Annotated in this window: 19 protein-coding genes; 2 read left to right on the top strand and 17 right to left on the bottom strand. The window is 46.2% G+C overall.

The window, feature by feature from the left end; all coding sequences use genetic code 11:
* Window positions 1-5: 5 nt before the first annotated feature.
* The 3 genes from recG to MMY95_RS10055 form a co-directional block, all read right to left on the bottom strand.
* On the bottom strand, window positions 6-2,045 hold the full coding sequence (recG, locus tag MMY95_RS10065; RefSeq protein WP_241277627.1) for an ATP-dependent DNA helicase RecG: 2,040 nt from the start codon (window positions 2,043-2,045) through the stop codon (window positions 6-8).
* A gap of 142 nt (window positions 2,046-2,187) precedes the next feature.
* The gene (locus MMY95_RS10060; RefSeq protein ID WP_003644321.1) at window positions 2,188-3,894 is read right to left on the bottom strand and encodes a DAK2 domain-containing protein; all 1,707 of its coding nucleotides are present in this window, start codon (window positions 3,892-3,894) and stop codon (window positions 2,188-2,190) included.
* A 36-nt stretch (window positions 3,895-3,930) separates the two neighbouring features.
* On the bottom strand, window positions 3,931-4,293 hold the full coding sequence (locus tag MMY95_RS10055; protein WP_003638623.1) for an Asp23/Gls24 family envelope stress response protein: 363 nt from the start codon (window positions 4,291-4,293) through the stop codon (window positions 3,931-3,933).
* 235 nt (window positions 4,294-4,528) lie between these two features.
* Here MMY95_RS10055 and rpmB point away from each other — a divergent pair, with 235 nt between their 5' ends.
* On the top strand, window positions 4,529-4,714 hold the full coding sequence (gene rpmB / locus MMY95_RS10050) for a 50S ribosomal protein L28 (RefSeq protein ID WP_003638622.1): 186 nt from the start codon (window positions 4,529-4,531) through the stop codon (window positions 4,712-4,714).
* Window positions 4,715-4,799: 85 nt separating this feature from the next.
* On the opposite strand, the gene MMY95_RS10045 is transcribed toward rpmB, so the two are convergent.
* The 12 genes from MMY95_RS10045 to gmk form a co-directional block, all read right to left on the bottom strand.
* Window positions 4,800-4,943: a hypothetical protein gene (locus MMY95_RS10045; protein ID WP_013355499.1), complete on the bottom strand. Its 144-nt coding sequence runs from the start codon at window positions 4,941-4,943 to the stop codon at window positions 4,800-4,802.
* Window positions 4,944-5,071: 128 nt separating this feature from the next.
* On the bottom strand, window positions 5,072-5,731 hold the full coding sequence (locus MMY95_RS10040; RefSeq protein WP_063722802.1) for a thiamine diphosphokinase: 660 nt from the start codon (window positions 5,729-5,731) through the stop codon (window positions 5,072-5,074).
* Window positions 5,731-6,384 carry a ribulose-phosphate 3-epimerase gene (gene rpe / locus MMY95_RS10035; RefSeq protein ID WP_053267673.1) on the bottom strand — a complete coding sequence of 218 codons (654 nt, stop codon included), beginning with the start codon at window positions 6,382-6,384 and terminating at the stop codon, window positions 5,731-5,733. Before rpe ends, MMY95_RS10040 begins: the two co-directional genes overlap by 1 nt.
* A 9-nt stretch (window positions 6,385-6,393) precedes the next feature.
* A complete protein-coding gene (gene rsgA / locus MMY95_RS10030) occupies window positions 6,394-7,290 on the bottom strand; it encodes a ribosome small subunit-dependent GTPase A (RefSeq protein ID WP_003644320.1) in 897 nt (298 codons plus the stop codon).
* An 84-nt stretch (window positions 7,291-7,374) separates the two neighbouring features.
* Window positions 7,375-9,399, bottom strand: coding sequence for a Stk1 family PASTA domain-containing Ser/Thr kinase (gene pknB, locus MMY95_RS10025; RefSeq protein ID WP_241277626.1), 2,025 nt, complete (start codon window positions 9,397-9,399; stop codon window positions 7,375-7,377).
* Window positions 9,396-10,142, bottom strand: a complete 747-nt coding sequence (locus MMY95_RS10020; RefSeq protein ID WP_003640367.1) for a Stp1/IreP family PP2C-type Ser/Thr phosphatase — start codon at window positions 10,140-10,142, stop codon at window positions 9,396-9,398. The genes pknB and MMY95_RS10020 overlap by 4 nt, the downstream gene beginning before the upstream one ends.
* Before the next feature lie 17 nt (window positions 10,143-10,159).
* Window positions 10,160-11,503 carry a 16S rRNA (cytosine(967)-C(5))-methyltransferase RsmB gene (rsmB, locus tag MMY95_RS10015; protein ID WP_053267670.1) on the bottom strand — a complete coding sequence of 448 codons (1,344 nt, stop codon included), beginning with the start codon at window positions 11,501-11,503 and terminating at the stop codon, window positions 10,160-10,162.
* On the bottom strand, window positions 11,500-12,453 hold the full coding sequence (fmt, locus tag MMY95_RS10010; protein WP_241277625.1) for a methionyl-tRNA formyltransferase: 954 nt from the start codon (window positions 12,451-12,453) through the stop codon (window positions 11,500-11,502). The genes rsmB and fmt overlap by 4 nt, the downstream gene beginning before the upstream one ends.
* A gap of 23 nt (window positions 12,454-12,476) precedes the next feature.
* Window positions 12,477-14,894, bottom strand: a complete 2,418-nt coding sequence (gene priA, locus MMY95_RS10005; RefSeq protein WP_053267669.1) for a primosomal protein N' — start codon at window positions 14,892-14,894, stop codon at window positions 12,477-12,479.
* A gap of 22 nt (window positions 14,895-14,916) precedes the next feature.
* Complete coding sequence (gene coaBC / locus MMY95_RS10000; protein ID WP_173670121.1) at window positions 14,917-16,254, bottom strand: bifunctional phosphopantothenoylcysteine decarboxylase/phosphopantothenate--cysteine ligase CoaBC; 1,338 nt, start codon at window positions 16,252-16,254, stop codon at window positions 14,917-14,919.
* 52 nt (window positions 16,255-16,306) lie between these two features.
* The gene (rpoZ, locus tag MMY95_RS09995) at window positions 16,307-16,519 is read right to left on the bottom strand and encodes a DNA-directed RNA polymerase subunit omega (protein ID WP_003640362.1); all 213 of its coding nucleotides are present in this window, start codon (window positions 16,517-16,519) and stop codon (window positions 16,307-16,309) included.
* Window positions 16,516-17,136: a guanylate kinase gene (gmk, locus tag MMY95_RS09990; RefSeq protein WP_003640361.1), complete on the bottom strand. Its 621-nt coding sequence runs from the start codon at window positions 17,134-17,136 to the stop codon at window positions 16,516-16,518. The genes rpoZ and gmk overlap by 4 nt, the downstream gene beginning before the upstream one ends.
* A gap of 192 nt (window positions 17,137-17,328) precedes the next feature.
* Here gmk and MMY95_RS09985 point away from each other — a divergent pair, with 192 nt between their 5' ends.
* Complete coding sequence (locus tag MMY95_RS09985) at window positions 17,329-17,664, top strand: hypothetical protein (RefSeq protein ID WP_003645156.1); 336 nt, start codon at window positions 17,329-17,331, stop codon at window positions 17,662-17,664.
* 205 nt (window positions 17,665-17,869) lie between these two features.
* Here MMY95_RS09985 and MMY95_RS09980 read toward each other — a convergent pair whose 3' ends face one another.
* Complete coding sequence (locus tag MMY95_RS09980; RefSeq protein WP_003640359.1) at window positions 17,870-18,523, bottom strand: ABC transporter permease; 654 nt, start codon at window positions 18,521-18,523, stop codon at window positions 17,870-17,872.
* Window positions 18,523-19,458 (bottom strand): osmoprotectant ABC transporter substrate-binding protein, encoded by a 936-nt coding sequence (locus tag MMY95_RS09975; protein ID WP_003640358.1) that lies wholly within the window; start codon window positions 19,456-19,458, stop codon window positions 18,523-18,525. The genes MMY95_RS09980 and MMY95_RS09975 overlap by 1 nt, the downstream gene beginning before the upstream one ends.

Raw genomic sequence — 19,458 nt, 5'->3', positions numbered from 1 at the left:
GGTTATTAATCGAGCGTCCCCACCGCAGCCAACTTCTGGCTCAAATAGGCGGCTAGTGCCCGATTATCCGGTTGACTTTGCCAATCCGGTTGCTGCACGATTGCGTGGGCATCTTGCTGGGCAACTTGTAGCACGGTCAAATCCGCAATCGGATCACCCACTTTAAATTCCGGCATTCCCGATTGCTTGACCCCCAGCACATCACCGGCTCCTCGTAATTCTAAGTCTTTTTGTGCCAAAACAAAACCATTTGTTGTCTGCGTCATGATCTGCATCCGCTCAATCCCTTGCTGGTTCTTGGGATCAGCCACCAAAATACAGTATGAAGCCTTGGTCCCACGACCGACGCGTCCGCGTAATTGATGTAGTTGCGCCAAGCCAAAACGGTCAGCATCATAAATCATCATGATTGTGGCATTCTTGACGTCAACACCCACTTCAATCACGGTCGTGGAAACAAGTAACTGAATGTCTCCCGCCTTAAAAGCCGCCATGACCGCGTCTTTTTCCTCAGGTTTCATTCGACCGTGCAACAGTCCAACTTTAACACTCGCCCCAAAATACTCTTGTAAATTAGCTGACAGAGCCTCGGCGTTTTTAACATCCAGCGTCTCGGATTCCTCAATCAATGGTGTCACCACATAGGCTTGCGATCCATTGTCAATCTGTTGATGAACAAAGCTTAGCGCCGAATTAGCTTGGTTGCTCCGTACCCAAGTGGTTTGAATCGGTTGCCGACCAGCCGGTAATTCATCAATTTCAGAAACGTCCATTTCACCATACGCCGTAATCGCCAATGTCCTTGGAATTGGTGTTGCCGTCATGGCTAGTGCATCAGGTTGCCCGCCTTTTTGACGAAAGGCGGCCCGTTGGTTAACCCCAAAGCGATGTTGCTCATCGGTAATAACTAATCCCAAATTAGCATAAGTCACCCCGTCCTGGATCAGGGCGTGCGTGCCAATCAATAAGTTGATCTCACCAGTAGCCAGCGCTGCTAACAATGTCTTGCGGGCAGCTGGCTTGGTCGCACCCGTTAACAGCGCAACGTTGACATCCGTGTCGGCAAAGACCTGGGCCAAGTTATTTGCGTGTTGTTCAGCCAAAATTTCGGTTGGCGCCATCAACGCGGCCTGATAACCAGCGGTAATCGCCGCATACATGACAATGGCAGCCACAATCGTTTTCCCGGACCCCACGTCACCTTGAAGCAACCGATTCATATGCTTCGGTGACTTCAAATCCAAACAAATTTCATTGACGACACGTTTTTGGGCGTGGGTCAATTCAAATGGCAGTGTTTTAATAAACGCCTTTAGTCGGTCATTGTCATAAGCGATCGCAATACCGTTCGTCGTCGCGTCCGTTTGCTTCAGAACTTGCATTTGCATTTGAAACAACAAGAACTCCTCGTAGGTCGCTGAGCGTCGAGCAGCCGTTGAATCGGCTTGACTAGCCGGGAAGTGCATATCATGAATCATTTGGCGCCGCGGTAACAGTCGGTATTTAGCACGTAAGTTAGCAGGCACAATGTCCATAATGACTGGGGCATATAACTCATATGCTTGTTTGATCATCTTCTGAATCGTCCCCTGCTTGACCGTCTTGCTGGCCGGATAAATCGAACCAAACGCTGAATCCGCATTATTGGGATTGATGATCTTCATTCCCGTCAAGCTACTGCGCGTGGCGTCCCACTTGCCATAAACGGCTAAATCTTGGCCAGTCTCAATCTGTTTCATCAAGTATGGTTGATTAAAAAAAGTCACCATATAGACATCATGGTCGATTAACAAGCGAAAATTCAGGCGATTCTTCTTACGGCCAAACCGTGCTAGCACAGGTTCAGAAGCCACGGTACCCTTTAGTGTCACCTTTTCTTGATCGGCGATTTCATTGACGTCTTTGACCTGTAGATCTTCATAGCGAAAGGGATAATAGGTCAATAGATCTGCAATCGTATTAATCCCAAGCTCCGCTAAACCTTTTTGGCGGGCTGGGCCGACACCACTTAAAGTTGCAACCGCGTCACTCAACTGTTGTCCCATGCCTGACCACCGCCCTTTCTAAAATAATTGCCTTTACCAATATTAATTATACCAAAAAAACGTTTCAATCCCGCGGGAAGTATCCGTCCGTACAAAAACAGGCCCCAGCATCACTGCTAAGCCCTATTTTTAACGGTTAGTCCTATTCAACTGACACAAGGAATGGGTAAACTGGTTGGTCACCTTCATGAATTTCAATTTCTAATTCATCATCCAACTCTTGCACCTTAGCTGCCAAATGATCAGCGTCAGTTTTAGTTGCATCCTTGCCGTAAATAATCGTTACGAGTTCGCTATCTTCGTCGAGCATGGCTTTGACCATATCCAAAGCAGCGGTATCGCGATCTGGATTCGTAATTACGATTTTGCCATCAACTAAGCCCATGTAATCATCTTTCTTGATTTCAAGGCCATCAATCGTCGTGTCGCGAACAGCATGTGTGACTTGACCACTAACAACCGTACTCAAGGTTTCTTCCATCGCGGCCTGATTATCGTCTAAATCAGCTTCAGCATTGAATGCCAACATTGCAGTCATGCCTTGCGAAATCGTCTGACTGTGGATAATTTTAACTGGGACATCGGCAACTTCCGCAGCTTGTTCAGCTGCCAAAAAGATGTTTTTGTTGTTTGGCAATACTAATGCTTGTTGGGCACCACTGTCATTAACAGCTTTGACGATATCCGCGGTACTTGGATTCATCGTTTGACCACCAGCAATGATGTCGGTGACACCCAAGCCCTTAAATAGCTTGCCGATCCCATCACCCGATGACACAGAGATGATCGCATAACCATGCATGTCAACTTGTGGTTGTGAAGGTAAGGCGGGCTCAGCAGCGGCTTGCGCTTCGTCTTCCTTATCATGTTCCATGATGGTTTCTTGTTGTAGACGCATATTATCAACTTTAACTTTGATCAACGCCCCAAAACGTTGGCCCCACGTCATGACATCGCCAGGATGTTCCGTATGAACGTGCACCTTAACGATTTCATCATCGTTGATGACAAGTAATGAATCGCCTAATTTTGCTAAGTACTCATAGAAAGTGTCATAGTCGAACTTGTGATCAACTAACTTACCATCGCCGATTCGCACCATAATTTCGGTACAGTAGCCATACTTGATATCATTCGGGTCTAATTGCCCCTGCACACTTTGATGGTGGGCAGCATCAATCATCGAATCCATTTCAGCATCGTCCGGAACATAGTCCTGTGATTCGTCGACCTTGCCGCTTAATGAGTCACTAAAGGCTTCCAGCACGAAGGTCAGCCCCTGACCACCGGAATCAACAACCCCAACTTGTTTTAAAACGGGTAACAAGTCCGGCGTGGACTTCAATGCAGCTTCAGCAGCCGTAACGACGGCATCCATAACTTCACAAATATCATCGGTCGTTTTAACAGCTTCCTTACCGGCACCAGCAGCTTTGCGGATGACAGTGAGGATAGTTCCTTCAGTCGGCTTCATAACGGCCTTGTAGGCGGTCTGAGCACCGGCTGCGAGGGCGGCTGCTAAATCGTTAGCGGTTAAGCTCTCCTTATCCGCTACGGCTTTAGAAAAGCCCCGAAAAATTTGTGATAGAATCACACCAGAATTACCACGGGCCCCCATCAAGAGTCCCTTGGCTAAGGCTGACGCTAGGTCGCCTACTTTTGTACTGGTTTCTTCACGTTCATATTTGGCACCGCTGGCCATCGATAAGCTCATATTAGTCCCGGTATCACCATCTGGTACCGGAAAGACGTTCAAAGAATTAATAAATTCAGCACGTTGGTTCAGCTTTTGTGAAGCAGCCTGCACCATTTTGCCAAATTCAAGATTAGTAATCGTGGTGATTTTCAATTTCAAAATTCCTCCTTGGCTTCCACCAACATCAATTTAGTCGTTCATTACCCGGACACCTTGGACAATGACGTTGACCGAATTGGCCGTAACGCCAAGCATGTTTTGTAAGTTATATTTGACCTTGGCTTGGACATTGCGTGAGACTTCTGAAATTTTGGTCCCATAACTGACGATAATGTTGACATCAATAGCCACCCCATTATCCTCTTGGCGAACAACCACACCGCGCGCATAGTTTTCGCGGCGTAAAATTTCATTAACATTATCACGAATCTGGTTCCGACTCGCCATACCGACAACCCCGTAGTTATCCGTTGCGGCGCCACCGACGACCGTCGCGATAACATCATTATCAATATCAATGGTTCCAAATTGCGTTTTGATTTTGACAGCCATGAAAATAGCCTCCTTGTTTTAACGCGTTCATTTACGATAGTTTATCATAGCACAACCACTCTTGAAAGAAAAATTAAGCGACTGCTTAACAGAAGCCCGGAAACTGGGAATTTAGCAGTAAAGTAAAATTACTTGATAGAAATGTATTGCAACCTTTATTAATCTATGATAAATTATTCTAGTGAATGATAAAGACGACCTTTTATCAATGAATTACCGAAGGAGGCAGATCAACATGGCAAAAGACTACGTTACAGGCAAACGGACGCACTTTGGTAACACGCGTTCTCACGCTTTAAACCACAGCCGCCGCAGCTGGAAAGCTAACTTGCAAAAAGTTCGCATTTTAGTTGATGGTAAACCAAAGAAGGTTTGGGTTTCAGCTCGGACTTTGAAATCAGGTAAAGTTACGCGCGTTTAGCGCAGCAAATCGCCAGCACATTTTTTTGTGGCTGGCGTTTTTTGTTGTCTAAAATTACTAATTTCTCGTCAACTTTTTATAAAGTTTATAATTCAGCCTTGACCAGCCCATTATGATGACCTGAATCATTGAGGGTGCTTGCCGTACCATCGTCGGAAACAACCAGCTGGGTCTGACCAAAAAGTTCTGCTTCAACATAAGCTTTCCGGTTAGGTCTACTAACGACCACCGACCTAAACATCAGCACGTTTCACCAACAAGCGCCCCGATGATACGTCGTTACTGCATATTAAAAGACCGGTTGATGAGTTTATGACTCACCGACCGGTCTTATTTTAGCTGAAACCTTGGGGTACCCTACGCATCTGCCATGCTGTCATCACGACTTTGAATAACAGCTAGAACCCCCGCATCAAAGCTAAAGTGACCAGTATTGCCACTGAATTCGTTACTGGCCCATGAAATCGGGTACGCATTATAAGCAGCGTCCAACTGATACTTTTCATCGGGTAACGTGAGATGCATCGGCATCAGCGGTACAAACGCCAAATAGCGTTTATCCGCTTCCTTCGTGATCTGGTAGTCCCCAGGTAGAAAGAACTGAACCGAATTTTGCTTATCAATCAGTTTGATCTGCGGAGCCCACTGACGAAATACCGGATCAAGTACTAACCACATATTGGCCAGTAAATGGTCTAACCGACCACCCGTGGCACCATATAGATGCACTGCATCCGGTTGCAACTGCTCGAAAATGGATTTAATCGCCAATTGTGTATCCGTATGGTCTTGGTCGGGTTTGACAACGATAGCGCCCACCAACGCATCTTTGACAGTCTGGAGTTCAGCCGCATCAATTGAATCAAAATCACCTACGACCATCACGGGCTGGATACCACGTTTCACCAAACGCAACGCGCCACGGTCAGCGCCGACCCATGGCCCTGGAATCGTCGTTAAATCTGCTGGATAATTAGCGGTCGGTCCGCCAACCAGTAAGTTTACGATGGTTGCCATTAATTGGTCGCCACCTTCAAATCTTGAATACGTTGCGCTGGGTCCGCACTGTCATAGACATACGAACCAGCAACAGCGACCGTAGCACCAGCGTCATAGCACGCCTTGACGGTCTGGTCGTTGATTCCACCATCAACTTCAATCTCAAATTGATAACCGTGTTGTTGCTTCAATTCGTTCAACGCCGTAATTTTAGCAACCATTTGGTCCAGAAAATGTTGACCACCAAAACCAGGATTGACGGTCATAATCAAAACTTGATCCACTAGTGGGAATAATTCACTAATCATGCTGAGTGGTGTTCCGGGGTTCACGACCACTTCGGCTTTCACACCAGCATCTTTGATTAATTGTAAGGCGTGATAAATGTGACGGGTACTTTCAACGTGCACACCAATCAAATCTGCACCGGCCTTTGCAAACTGCCCAACAAACCGCTCTGGGTCCATAATCATTAAATGACAATCTAACATTAATGACGTTACTGGCCGTAAATCCGCCACAGTACTCATTCCGAATGACAAGTTGGGGACAAACTGACCATCCATCACGTCAATATGCAACGCATCGGCACCGGCATTTTCAGCCATCTGAACGTCACGTTGAAGGTTCGCAAAATCTGCACTTAAAATTGAAGGGGCAACTTTAATCATTAGTCTCACTCACTTTTTCTTATTATAGATTACTTTTTTATTTTTAATGGTTTCATAGAATTGTAAATAATTATCATAGCGACTTGCTAACAACTCCCCAGCTGCCAATGCCTGTTTAACCGCACATTGCGGTTCGTTAATATGCACACAGCCTCGGTATTTGCAATCAGCGCTAAGTCGCACAAATTCTGGAAAATAATGGGTCAACTCGTTAGCGGCAATATCGAAAACTTCATAGGATGAGAAACCCGGCGTATCAGCAACCAACCCATCCGCAATCGGAATCAAGCTGACTTTACGGGTCGTATGTTTCCCACGATTCAGCGCCTGCGAGATTTCACCAGTCGCTAACGCCAGCCCTGGTTGTAAATGATTTAGCAGTGTTGACTTACCAGCACCAGTTTGGCCCATGACAACCGCCACATGACCAGCCAGAGCCGTTTTAACTGCGGCTAAGGCGGCCGGTGAAAATGCGGTTCGTTCGCAGATGACCTGGTAACCAATCTGCCGATAAGCGTCCGCTAATGTTAATCGTTGTTGGTACACCTCATCGGTTAGTAAATCAGTCTTCGCAAAGTAGAGTAATGGTTCAATACCTGCCACTGCCAAAGCTACCAGTTGTCGATCCAATAAATTCGTTGAAAATTCTTGTTCCGTTGTAGCGGTTACCACGATACCTAAATCAACATTAGCCACTGGCGGCCGTACCAACTGGGTCTGTCGATCAAGAATATTTAACACGTAGCCCTCTTGTGGGGTCGCCGCATCAAACTCCACATTGTCGCCGACAAGTGGCGTAATCCGCCGCTTCCGGAAATTCCCGCGTGCACGGGTCCGATACATTTGGCCATCAGCATAAACGTCATAAAAGCCGCTTAGCGATTGCCGAATTTGTCCAATTTTCAAATTAGCACCACCTTTTATATTATTTGGTACGGTCCACTTTTCTCTATTGTACCAAAAAAGTCATGCATTGCGCATGACTTATCTTTATTTTGTTGCACTTTTGCTTGTAATATTCTTCTTTTCCATGATCGTAACCCCGTTACGCACGATTCGGTAATGCCCCTTCGTATTACCGGTCAGCTGAAACGGTAAACTAATCTTAGTCGACCGCATGATTGCAATATCGCGATAAACGGTCTCAATCATATGGGTATCATCATACAAATAAATCTTAACATCGTTGGCCTGGTCAGTGGTGGCCGATAACGCTTTGTATGGCACCGTTAGTTTAACATAAAAATTCTGTGGTGTCGTCACGTTATTATCACTGCCCCTTGACATGGTCACCGTAATAGTCGACCCAGTCCGGACATTGCCACCGCCATCTGGATCTTGATCATAGGAATAACCTGCCTTCTGTTCCGAAGAGTAGCCCTGCTTAAAGTTAACATTAAGATCATTTGCCTCAGCATAGTCCAGAATATCGCTCTTGCTCTCACCAGTTAAATCTTTTAGCTCGACGTAGCGGCTACCAGCGCTGACCGTAAACGTCACCGTCGTATCTGTCGGCATCACGCGACTACCAGCGACAACATCCTGACTGATGATTTGTCCTGCTGCAACCGACGACGTACTGTAAGTTTCCTTAACTTTGAACCCCGCCGATTTAAGCGTCTGTCGAACATCATGGTAATTATCATTGACATAATTACCAAAGCTCATAACCTTGGCACCGTTGCTGATAACCAAATTAATGCGAGCACGTTCTTGGACCCGCGTCTTAACACTGGGCGTTGATTTGATCACCTGATTTTTGGCTACCTGATTACTTTTAGCATGTTGAACAGTCCCGACCGTGAGATGGTGTTTTTTGAGGACCTTAGTTGCGGCACGCTGACTTAAGCCCGTTACTTTCGGCACCGTCGTCATCTGTGGCCGACTTAATTCCAAACCGACGATCACGGCCACGACTAATAACAAAATAATACCGCCCCAAAAGAGGAGCCGACGCCGCAACGGATGTCGTTTGGACCAAGAACGTGTTGGTAACGGTTCTTCATCAGCATCTGTCTGACTCTCAGTCGTTTCAGCCGGGCGCTGGAGTGTTGGTTGCTTTCTTTTATGCGCCACGACCTGGGTCTTACCGTCTTGATTGGCCGCAATTGCTGCTTGAATATCCGCACTGGGCATGATCTTAGTCTCATCATTACCGACATCTTGCGGTACAAAGCGCTTTTCGCCCGCACGGCTACTAGCAAGCACCGTCAATAAGTCAGCGGCCATGTCCTCGACCGTAGCATAACGTTCCCGTGGATCTTTCGTTGTCGCCTGCAAGACGACGTTTTCAAGTGCCTGCGGAATATCCGCATCAAACTCTCGCACGGATGGCATTGCATTTTGAAAATGCTTTAACGCAATGGAAACTGCCGTCTCACCCTTGAAAGGAACTGAGCCTGTTAACATCTCATATAAAATAATCCCTAACGAATAGATATCCGATTGTTTTGTCGCCATGCTACCGCGGGCCTGTTCCGGTGACAAATAATGGACCGAACCTAAAATCGTGTTAGTCTGCGTCATGGTATGTTCAGATAACGCAACCGCAATACCGAAATCAGTGATTTTAGCATTGCCCTGCTCATCAATTAAAATATTTTGTGGTTTTAAATCCCGATGAATAATATTATGCGCGTGGGCCGTTGCCACGGCACTTAATATCTGCTCCATGATGTCGATTACTTGCTGTAACGGTAACGGAAAGTTCTCTTTAATATAATTTTTAAGATCCATCCCTTTGACGTATTCCATGACCAAGTATTGCATGCCATTTTCTTCGCCAATATCGTACAAACTGACAATGTGGGGGTGAACAAGTTCCGTCGTTGCCAGTGCCTCACGTTGGAATCGCTTGATGGTCTTAGGATCATCACGTAAGTCTAACCGGAGCAGTTTGACCGCAACATCACGATCTAATATTAAGTCATGTGCCAAGTAAACGTTGGCCATCCCACCTTCACCTAAGGACCGAACGATCCGATATCGTCCGCTAAGGGTATAGTTGGGTGTCATTTACTGGCCACCTCACCATCAAGCGCCATCAGCAGCGCCGTAATGTTGTCCTTACCACCAGCTGCATTGGCTAATTTGATCAACGTCTCACACTTCTGGGTCGAAGTCTGCGTCGTTGCCAAAACCGTCGCAAGCTGTTGGTCAGTCACCATATTCGTCAGCCCATCTGAACATAATAACAATTGGTCCCCAGGTTGTATCTGGTAAAGGTTCGTATCGATATCCGCATCTGGTGAGATTCCTAGTGTCCGCGTAATAATATTTTTCTGCGGATGTTGTCGGGCCTGTTCGGCTGAAATCTCTCCTCGCTTGACCAACTCATTGACTAAAGAATGATCCTCCGTCAGTTGGTGGAGTTGCCCATCGCGAAAAAGATAGCCCCGACTATCACCAATGTTAGCCATCAAAAACTTTTGATCAAAAAGCAAAGCGGCGACCATTGTCGTACCCATGCCGTTTAGATCTGAAAATTCACGGGCCTTTTCAATAATATGCTGATTTTCATCTTGAACTTCACTTGCTAGCCACTTGACGGCATCATTGGGTTCCTTGAATGTTGTATTTTCAAACCGAAAACCCATGTGCGAGACTGCCATCTCGGAAGCGACATCGCCCCCCTGGTGGCCACCAATACCGTCCGCAACAATTGCAAAATTGATGCCCGCTTTATTTTGAAAAAAGCCGACATAGTCCTCATTTTCTTCACGTTGTTGGCCAATATCCGACCGGTATGCAAAATCCATTGTTTACCACTCCACCATTATTTTTTTCGCAAACAAGCAATGAAAAAGCCGTCGGATAAATAATCATCGGGATAAATCGACAAAGTCTTTTCCGTTCGATCAGTTTTCAAGTCTCGTTCAGTTGGCGTTGTTTGCAACTCAAAATCTGGGTGATCCGCTAAGAATTTGGTAATCACATCCTGATTTTCCTGTTGCAAAATCGTGCACGTACTATACGTCATGATACCACCTTTTTTCAAGGTTGGGGCGACTGCTGTCAAAATTGCCAGTTGAATTCGTTGCAAGTTCAAACTATCCTGCAACTGTTTCTCATAGCGAATCTCAGGTTTCCGGCGCATCAATCCCAGTCCCGAACACGGAGCATCGACTAAAATTCGATCAAAACTTTCAGCATTAAACTGCGTCTCAACTTTACGAGCATCGAGTTCGGTGGCTTCAACGCGATCAGCAACGTGCATGCGCGCCGCATTTTGGCCGATCAGTTTCACTTTATTAGCATGAATATCAAGGGCAACGACTGTGCCACCCTGCTCAGCATCTAAACTAGCCGCAATCTGGGTCGTCTTGCCCCCGGGGGCCGCACAAGCATCCAAGACTCGATCACTCGGCTGCGGATTGAGTGCTGGCACAACTAATTGTGCACTTTCATCTTGAACTGTGAACATGCCATACCGCATCGCTTCAGTATTAATGGCCTGACCATCCGTTGCAATCAGCCCTAACGGTGAGATTTCACTCGGCGTAATTGTCAAACCATCATTAATCAGCACCGTTGTCACATCTTCAACCGTCGACAGGGCCGGGTTGACACGTAAGGCTTGCTTAGCTGGTTGGTTCAATGATGATAAGATTCGCTCCATCTTTTCAGCACCTAATTGACGCCGCAATTCTTGAATCAACCATATTGGCATGCTATAAGTCACACTCAACCGTTCATCAGGATCCTTAATCGCATCAAAACTCGGTAATCCTGAGCGATCCATTTGATGTAAGACGCCGGTTACAAACCGCCGAATGCCAGGGTGACCTTTGACCTTAGCAATTTCAATCGTTTCGTTGAAAACGGCCCGTTGTGGAATCTTATCCAGATACTGCCATTGATACAATGCGCTCAATAAGAGTTCCCGTACCCAGGGGTCAATCTGGTGCGGATGTCGAACAAACGGGGTCAACCAGTATTCGAGAGTCAACCGATGTTGAATGACACCGTAAACCATATTTGTCAGCAGATTAATGTCACGCCGATCCATCTGATGATCATTGATTAACTGGTTTAATTGCAAATTTGAATATGCACCGTTCTTAATCTTCGCTAAGGCGGCGACCGCTAACCAGCGGGGGGTATTACCAACTGTACTCATTTATTAATAACCTGCTCTCCGGTAGCGAACTTATCTGCCGCCCCATTTAAATAGTCTGTAATTGTCATCTTCGGTTTACCAGCTGGCTGCAACAGATTGATTGCAATCGCTGTGTGGTTAGCAGCTGCAATCACAAGCTCATGTTTCGTCTTGCGAACCACTTGTCCAGGAGCTTGCGTGACCACTTCGTCAGCTAACGGGGTCACATCCCAGAACTTCGTGCGCTTCCCATCCAAGACCGCATAGGCGATTGGTGCTGGCCGCATACCCCGAACTTGATTATCAATTTCAATGGCCGTTTTTGTAAAGAAGTCTAAGACCTCTTGTTCTGGCTGAATGTTCGGTGCAAAGGTCACTTGGGATTCATCCTGTGGCACCGCCGTAATTTCGCCAGCAATCAACTTGGGCAATGTTTCCAGTAACAAGTCGCGACCAACTAAGCTCAACTTATCAAACATCGTCCCGGTGTCATCGTTTTTTTCAATTGGAATCGCACGCTGCGCCAGCATATCGCCCGCATCCATCTTTTTAACCATGTAAATGATAGTAATTCCAGTTTCAGACTCACCGTTGATAATTGAATATTGAACAGGCGCACCACCACGATACTTAGGCAACAACGAGCCATGGACATTAACGGCACCAATTTTGGCAGCTTTCAACAATTTTGTTGGTAAAAACTGTCCAAAGGCGGCCGTCACAATTAAATCGGGCTGCAAGTCAATAATCTGTTGCATTTCAGGACTACCACTAATCTTTTCCGGTTGGAAGACGGGAATATCATGGGCAACCGCGACTTCTTTGACTGGCGAAGCTGTTAAGACGTGTTTGCGACCAACTTTTCGGTCTGGCTGGGTCACAACGCCTAGTACCTGGTATTGTTCTTTAATTAAACTTTTGAGAATCGGTGCCGCAAACGCAGGCGTTCCCATAAAAACGATTGATGTCATTGTCAAACTTCCTCCTAATCCCATTACATGAAATGTAAGGGTTCTACGTCAATTCCAATCTGTAGCCCTTGTCGTTGTTGCGCCTGCGTCTCATGCAGTAGCGTTGTCAGCGTCTGAGCTAAATTGGGTTCTTGTTTATATTTAATCACGATTTGATAATAATAACGGCGATTGACTCGTGCGATTGGCTTGGGCGTTGGACCTAATAGAATCGTTGACGGTGCCAACCGCGGGCGTAACCATTGCAATAACTGATACATGCGCTTGGCCGCTACCCCTTCATCTAAGTCACTCGCTGTAATTTGAACCGTAAAGTAGTACGGCGGATAGCCACCCCGGTGCCGCATCTGCATCTCATACTTGAAAAAGCCTTCGTAATCGTGGTGTTGTGCAAACCGAATCGCATAATGATCCGGATTAAATGTCTGGATATACACGTGACCACTCTTTTCCGCCCGTCCAGCTCGACCACTCACCTGGGTTAATAGTTGGAAGGTCCGTTCACTGGCGCGAAAATCTGGCAATCCTAGGGCCGTATCAGCATTCAAGACACCGACCAAGGTCACATTAGGAAAATCCAGTCCCTTCGCAATCATCTGGGTACCAATCAAAATATCAGCTTCACCACTCCCAAACTGTGCTAAAAGCTTGGCATGGGCGCCCTTTTTACGGGTCGTATCATTGTCCATCCGAATAATGTTAGCGTCCGGAAGCAAGTCTTGCAATTCTTCTTCGACTTTTTCAGTTCCCGTCCCATAATAACGAATCTGACGACTATGGCAGTTCGGACAATTCCGCGGAATGGCTTCTTCGTGACCGCAGTAATGGCACTTCATCGTGTGCGTATCCATGTGTAGCGTGAGTGAAATATCACAATTAGGACACTTCAAGACAAAACCACAATCTCGGCACAACACAAACGATGAATAGCCCCGCCGATTGAGCATTAGAACACTCTGCTCATGACGTTCAAGCCGATCCTGCAAGGCAACTAACAGTGGCGCTGAGAAATTGCTTTCAGCGTGTTGTTGCATTTCCTTTTTCATATCAATAATTGAAACCTTAGGAAGGGGCCGTTGATTGACCCGATCCGCAAGCAGTAAGCGCTGATAAACGCCCTTTTCTGCGCGGGCGCGCGTTTCTAACGATGGGGTCGCCGAGCCCAGTACGACTGGACAGTTATGATAACGACTACGCCATAAAGCCACTTGCCGAGCATGATAACGCGGGGCATCATCCTGCTTATACGTGCTCTCATGTTCTTCATCCATCACGATTAAGCCAAGATTTTTTAGCGGGGCAAACACCGCTGAGCGTGCGCCAACCACCACCTGAGCCTCACCTCGTTGGATTCGCCGCCACTCATCATACTTCTCACCACTGGACAATCCACTGTGCAAAACGGCAACAGCTTTACCAAAGCGCCCCTTCACGCGTTGAACCATTTGGGGTGTCAGTGAAATCTCCGGCACTAACATCAACGCCGTTTTTCCTTGTGCCAATGCGGCCGCCATCGATTGCAAGTACACCTCAGTCTTACCGCTCCCCGTCACACCCTCTAACAAGAACGTGGTGGTTGCGGCTTGGTCAACAGCTTGCGTAATCTGATCAACGGCCACTTGCTGTTCATCATTCAATTGTAATGCCTTGGTAGTCTTAATATCACTAGTTGCGTAGGGATCACGATAAACCTCGACGGCCACTTTTTTAAGCCAGCCTTTCTGTACTGCTGTACGAATGGCACCGTCCGTGACATCAAAACGAGTACAAAACGCCTTTTGAGAGAGCTGTTCACCATTTAAAGTGAGCAACCCCTGGAGCACTGCCAATTGTTGTGTAGCCCCGGCGCGTACCTGGCCCACTGCAGCCTTTAGCGCTTCGTTAGTTAAGGCCGCTTTCACCGCCGTTTGCGTTTTACGCCGTGCTTGATTTTTAACTTGGTAGTACACATCGACTTGCCCAGCCGCCTGCAGCCGTAATAACTGGCTGACGATTGCCGGCGTCGTGGCGACGTCATCAAACGGCACCATCGATTGGTCCCCAAACAGCGTCGTTCGAATCGTCGCGGGCGTTGTTGCTGTTGTTCGCAACTGTTTTTCATACTTTGCACGCATGACCGCCGGCAGCATGGTCTGTGCACAGGTAATCTGAAATGAAAACGTGCTGGCTGCCAACCACTTAGTTAGTGCTAGGGCTTCAGTATTCAGAACCGGTGCTAGGTCAACGACCGCGTCGATTGGTTTCAGCTCACCATCAAAGTTAGTAACGTCATCAAGAGCTAACACAAACCCCTGCACCCGCCGTTTACCACGGCCGAATGGCACCACGACGCGCATGCCGGGTTGCACTTGTGATTGCCAGGCGGTTGGAATTCGATAACTATAAGGTCGATTTGTCTGCATAGTGGGCACATCGACTAATACTTGGGCAATTTGTGCCACACAACTCTTCCTCTCTACTTAATCATGCCTGTGTTCCTGCACCATCCGCAATTGCCGTCATCAAGATCTGTTTGGCAATTGCAGTTTTCGTTGTCAATTCCGTCGTAACTGGTTGTTGCTCAGGCCGCAACAGTGTGACCTGATTAGTATCACCATTGAACCCAACTCCCGGTTTGGAAACATCGTTAGCAACAATTAAATCTAATTTTTTACTAGTTAACTTACGATTGGCATTAGCCAGCAATGATTGCGTTTCAGCTGCAAAACCAATCACATACTGTCGGTGCTTCCGGGCCGCTAACGTTTTTAAAATATCCGGTGTTTCTGTCAATCGTAACGTTAAGTCAGCATGGTCAGCTGGCTTTTTAATCTTCTGATCAGCTAATTCAGCCGGCCGATAATCAGATACGGCCGCCGCCATGACCAAGATATCCGTATCATCAAAAATATCACTGACTGCCGTCAATAAGGATTGAGCCGAATCAACCGTCACGACCTTAACACCACTAGGCGCTGCTAAATGAGTCGTGGCGCTGATCAGTGTCACAGTTGCACCTAACTCCCGTGCGACTTGAGCAACTGCGTAGCCCATCTTCCCCGATGAACGATTCGTGATAAATCGTACCGGATCTAAGGCTTCTCGGGTTCCGCCGGCAGTGACGACAACTCGCCGTCCTGCTAATGGCAAATCAGGTGTCAACTGAATCAGTTGATCTGTCAACCAGGCCAAAATCACCGCTGGTTCCGGCAAGCGTCCTTGACCACTGTAGCCTTCCGCCAACATACCCGTAGCAGGAGTTAAGACGTGTAACCCATCCGTCGTCAGCTGCTTCAAATTGCGCTGAGTTGCTGGATTAGCGTACATATGTGAATTCATTGCTGGCACCACAAACTTGGGTGCGGTCGTCGCTAAAATTGTCGTCGTTGCGGCATCATCGGCTAGACCGTTAGCCACCTTAGCAATCAAGTTGGCGGTAGCCGGAACGAGAATCATCACTTCAGTCCAGTCAGCTAACGCGACGTGGACGACGTGATGCGGGTCAGTCGTTGTGAATTCATCAATGACCACTGGCTGCTGCGTTAAAGTTTGAAAGGTCAATGGTGTGATAAACTTTGCCGCATGGGTCGTCATCGCAACTCGCACGACGGCGCCCTGTTTCATCAAACTACGAATCAATACTAACGCTTTATAACTCGCAATCCCACCACTAACGACTACCGTTACATGGCGTTTTGTCCATATACTCACTTCTTCACGTCCTTTGAAAAATCTCGCAACCGTACCAGCGAGATTTTTACACTTTAATAAAACAATTGTATCAAGAATCGACAGTAACGTGAAGCTGAACGTCCGCGTCATTCTTCATAAAAAAAGTGCCAAGCCCCAGCTGGCTCAGCACACCGTTTTGTTACTAATCTTTGTCAGTTTCATCTGGATCGATCATTAAGTCACCGGCCGCAATTTCTTCCATGGCCCGACCAATCGTTTTAACCGATTTGTATTCGCTAAGCATTGGTGCTGCACCAGCGTCCAATTCATGGGCCCGCTTGCTAGCTAACATAATCAATGAGTAACGCGAATTAACTTGCTTCAATAAGTCATCAACTGATGGATATAAGATCATGATTCCGCATCTCCTAACATTTCTTCATACTCGGGCATGACCCGTTTAACACTAAACCGTTCACTACGAATAATAGCCTTGATTCGTTCAGCAGCTAGCGGGACTTCATCATTGATAACCGCATAATCATAATTACGCATCATCTTGATTTCATCAACCGCTTTTGCCATCCGCTTGTTGATCACACTCATATCATCAGTCCCACGACCAATGATGCGGTGCTTCAATTCCATCAAATCCGGCGGCGTCAAGAAAATGAAGACGCCATCAGGCATTTTTTCGCGGACTTGCATGGCCCCGTTAACTTCAATTTCTAAGAAAACGTCTTTGCCAGCCGCCAACGACTGCTTAATATATTTTAAGGGCGTCCCATAGTAATTGTCAACATACTTGGCATATTCAAGCATACCGCCGCTCTTAATTTCATCCTCGAACTCTTCTTTGGACACAAAATAGTAGTCCTTGCCATCTACTTCGCCCGGACGCATTTGCCGCGTCGTCATCGAGACTGAATATTGAAAATCGTTATCATCTGAGTCAAAGATTTCCTTGCGGACGGTACCTTTACCGACACCCGAAGGACCTGATAAGACGATTAACATGCCTTGTTTCGCCATGATCACAAATTCCCCTTAATTAAAATATGTTTTAAAGTTTATTTTGCACTTTTTAACCCTATATTGCAAGTATTATCAAGGTTACACAGCTTTTTTTCATTTTTATTCGTGAATTTTCTCAAATTTTAGGCTTGCTTTTTAGAACGCCTGTTCGTATAATGGAAACACAAACAAATGTTCGAGGTGGCTAATATGCAAAATCAACAATCTAATTTGAAACTAATTTCCAAGAACTTACACGCTTCCTATCGCCAATTTATGGATGACTTTACTGCTGCCCCGACCGTCGTTGCGCCGTTACTGCCAATGATGCCGGCTTTCCAGCGGGATTTGTTCTTAGCTCAAGCGCACACGGAACACTATCAAATCATGCTCCAGATGCAGCCTCAGCTCACTGAGTCCCGACCATATAATATTCATGGAGTGTTAAAAACCCTCGCTAGTGGTCAGTTGGTTCTAGTTAATCGGCAGTTACACCTGACCCACTTGGTCGACCCGGACGCCATCCGTTATATCAAACGCGTTTAGTTTAATCATTAATACTTGCATCAAAAGATGAAATCATGTTCAATACAACCTTGCGTATTCTCATGGTGTTTTTGATGCAAATCAAAAAGATTGATGTTACAGCTCCACTGACTTCCCTGAATGAGTGAGTACGGAGTACCTGTAAATCAATCTTTTTTAGTAACTTAATTTTTATATTGCTTCTTTTACTTGTCGCTCACTGACGTTATTTTTGAGTTGGATCAGCACGCTTTTCAATCCAAGCCAAGACCGTATCAGCAATGATTGCCATTAAAGCTGTTGGTAACGCCCCGGCCAAGATAATGGCACCACCATTCGTAGCATTGGTTCCTCGAATAATGATATCCCCTAAACCGCCGGCACCAACGAAGGTCCCAATGGCCGTAATCCCGATAGCCAACACTAATGCGTTCCGGAGTCCAGCCATAATGACGGAAAGTGACAGTGGCAACTCCACCATTCGTAACAATTGCCAACGCGTCATCCCCATCCCCTTACCGGAATCTAAAATACTAGCACTCACATTTTGCATTCCAGTATAGGTATTCTTGATAATCGGTAGCAATGCGTATAAAAAGACCGTGACGATTACCGTGTTCACACCTAAGCCCAAACCAATCATGATGATTGATAACATCGCTAGTGACGGAATCGTTTGAATCACATTGGCAATCGCGATCACTGTCGCACTCAACCGACTATGATGGGCAATGAAAATGCCAATTGGAATCCCAACAATTGCCGCAAACAGCACGCCATAAATTGAAATCAAGAAGTGACGTGAGAACTGGCTTAACACGTACACACCGTTTTGTTGGTAATAATATATCAACTGTTGCAGTAAGTTCATCTGAGCCATTATTTGTCACTCCCTTCAAAGTAATTATGTTTTTCAAGGAACTGTTTAGCCACAACTTCCGGTTCCACTAAGTTATTATCAACTTGATAGTTCAAGTTTTGCATCGTCTTTAAGCTGATTTTACCGTTTAATCGATTCAAGATTGGCTTCAACTTCGGATGAGCTTTCAAGATCTTGTTCGTTGCAACCGCACTCGCATTGTATGGTGGGAAGAAATTCTTATCATCCTTTAAAATCTTCAGATCATAACTACCAATCCGACCATCAGTCGAGTATCCGAGGATGGCATCCATTTTACCTGATTCCAAGGCATCATAAACTAAACCAATTTGCATTGGATAAGTCTTCCCAAATTGAAAGCCATACAACTTCTTAAAGGCAGGATAGCCGTCACCTTTTCGTTCAGTCCAGATTTGATCCAAACCGACCGTCAGCTTCGAGGCTACTTTTTTCATATCACTAACCGTATTTAGATGATATTTTTTGGCCGTCGCTTTCGTCACCATAAAAGCATAGGTATCTGCGAACCCATAACTTGGGAAATAGGTCATTTGATACTTGCTGTTGAACTGTGATCGAACTTTTTGGTCAATCGACTTGATATTACTCCGATCCATCTTTTCGCCCAGAATCGTCGTTAAGTCCGTCCCAGTGTAACGAATCGCTGAAATATCAGCCTGATCATTCTTCAAAGCATTGAAACTAACCGTCCCAGAACCTAAATTGTTAATGATCGTCGTATTCAAATTAGAATAATGCTTAATCATATCTTGAATCATGTACGCCATGATCTGTTGTTCAGTCGTGTTTTGTGACGCAATCCGGATCGTATCGGATGAAGTTCCTGACAAACCCGGAAAGCCACAGCCGGCCAATAATAACGCACTGGCGACCGTTGCGAAAACACCTAACAACCACTTTTTAATTTTCTTCAT

The sequence above is a fragment of the Lactiplantibacillus sp. ME-2 genome (assembly GCF_022549155.1).
Taxonomy (GTDB): Bacteria; Bacillota; Bacilli; order Lactobacillales; family Lactobacillaceae; genus Lactiplantibacillus; species Lactiplantibacillus plantarum.
This window is presented reverse-complemented; position numbering and strand designations above follow the sequence as displayed.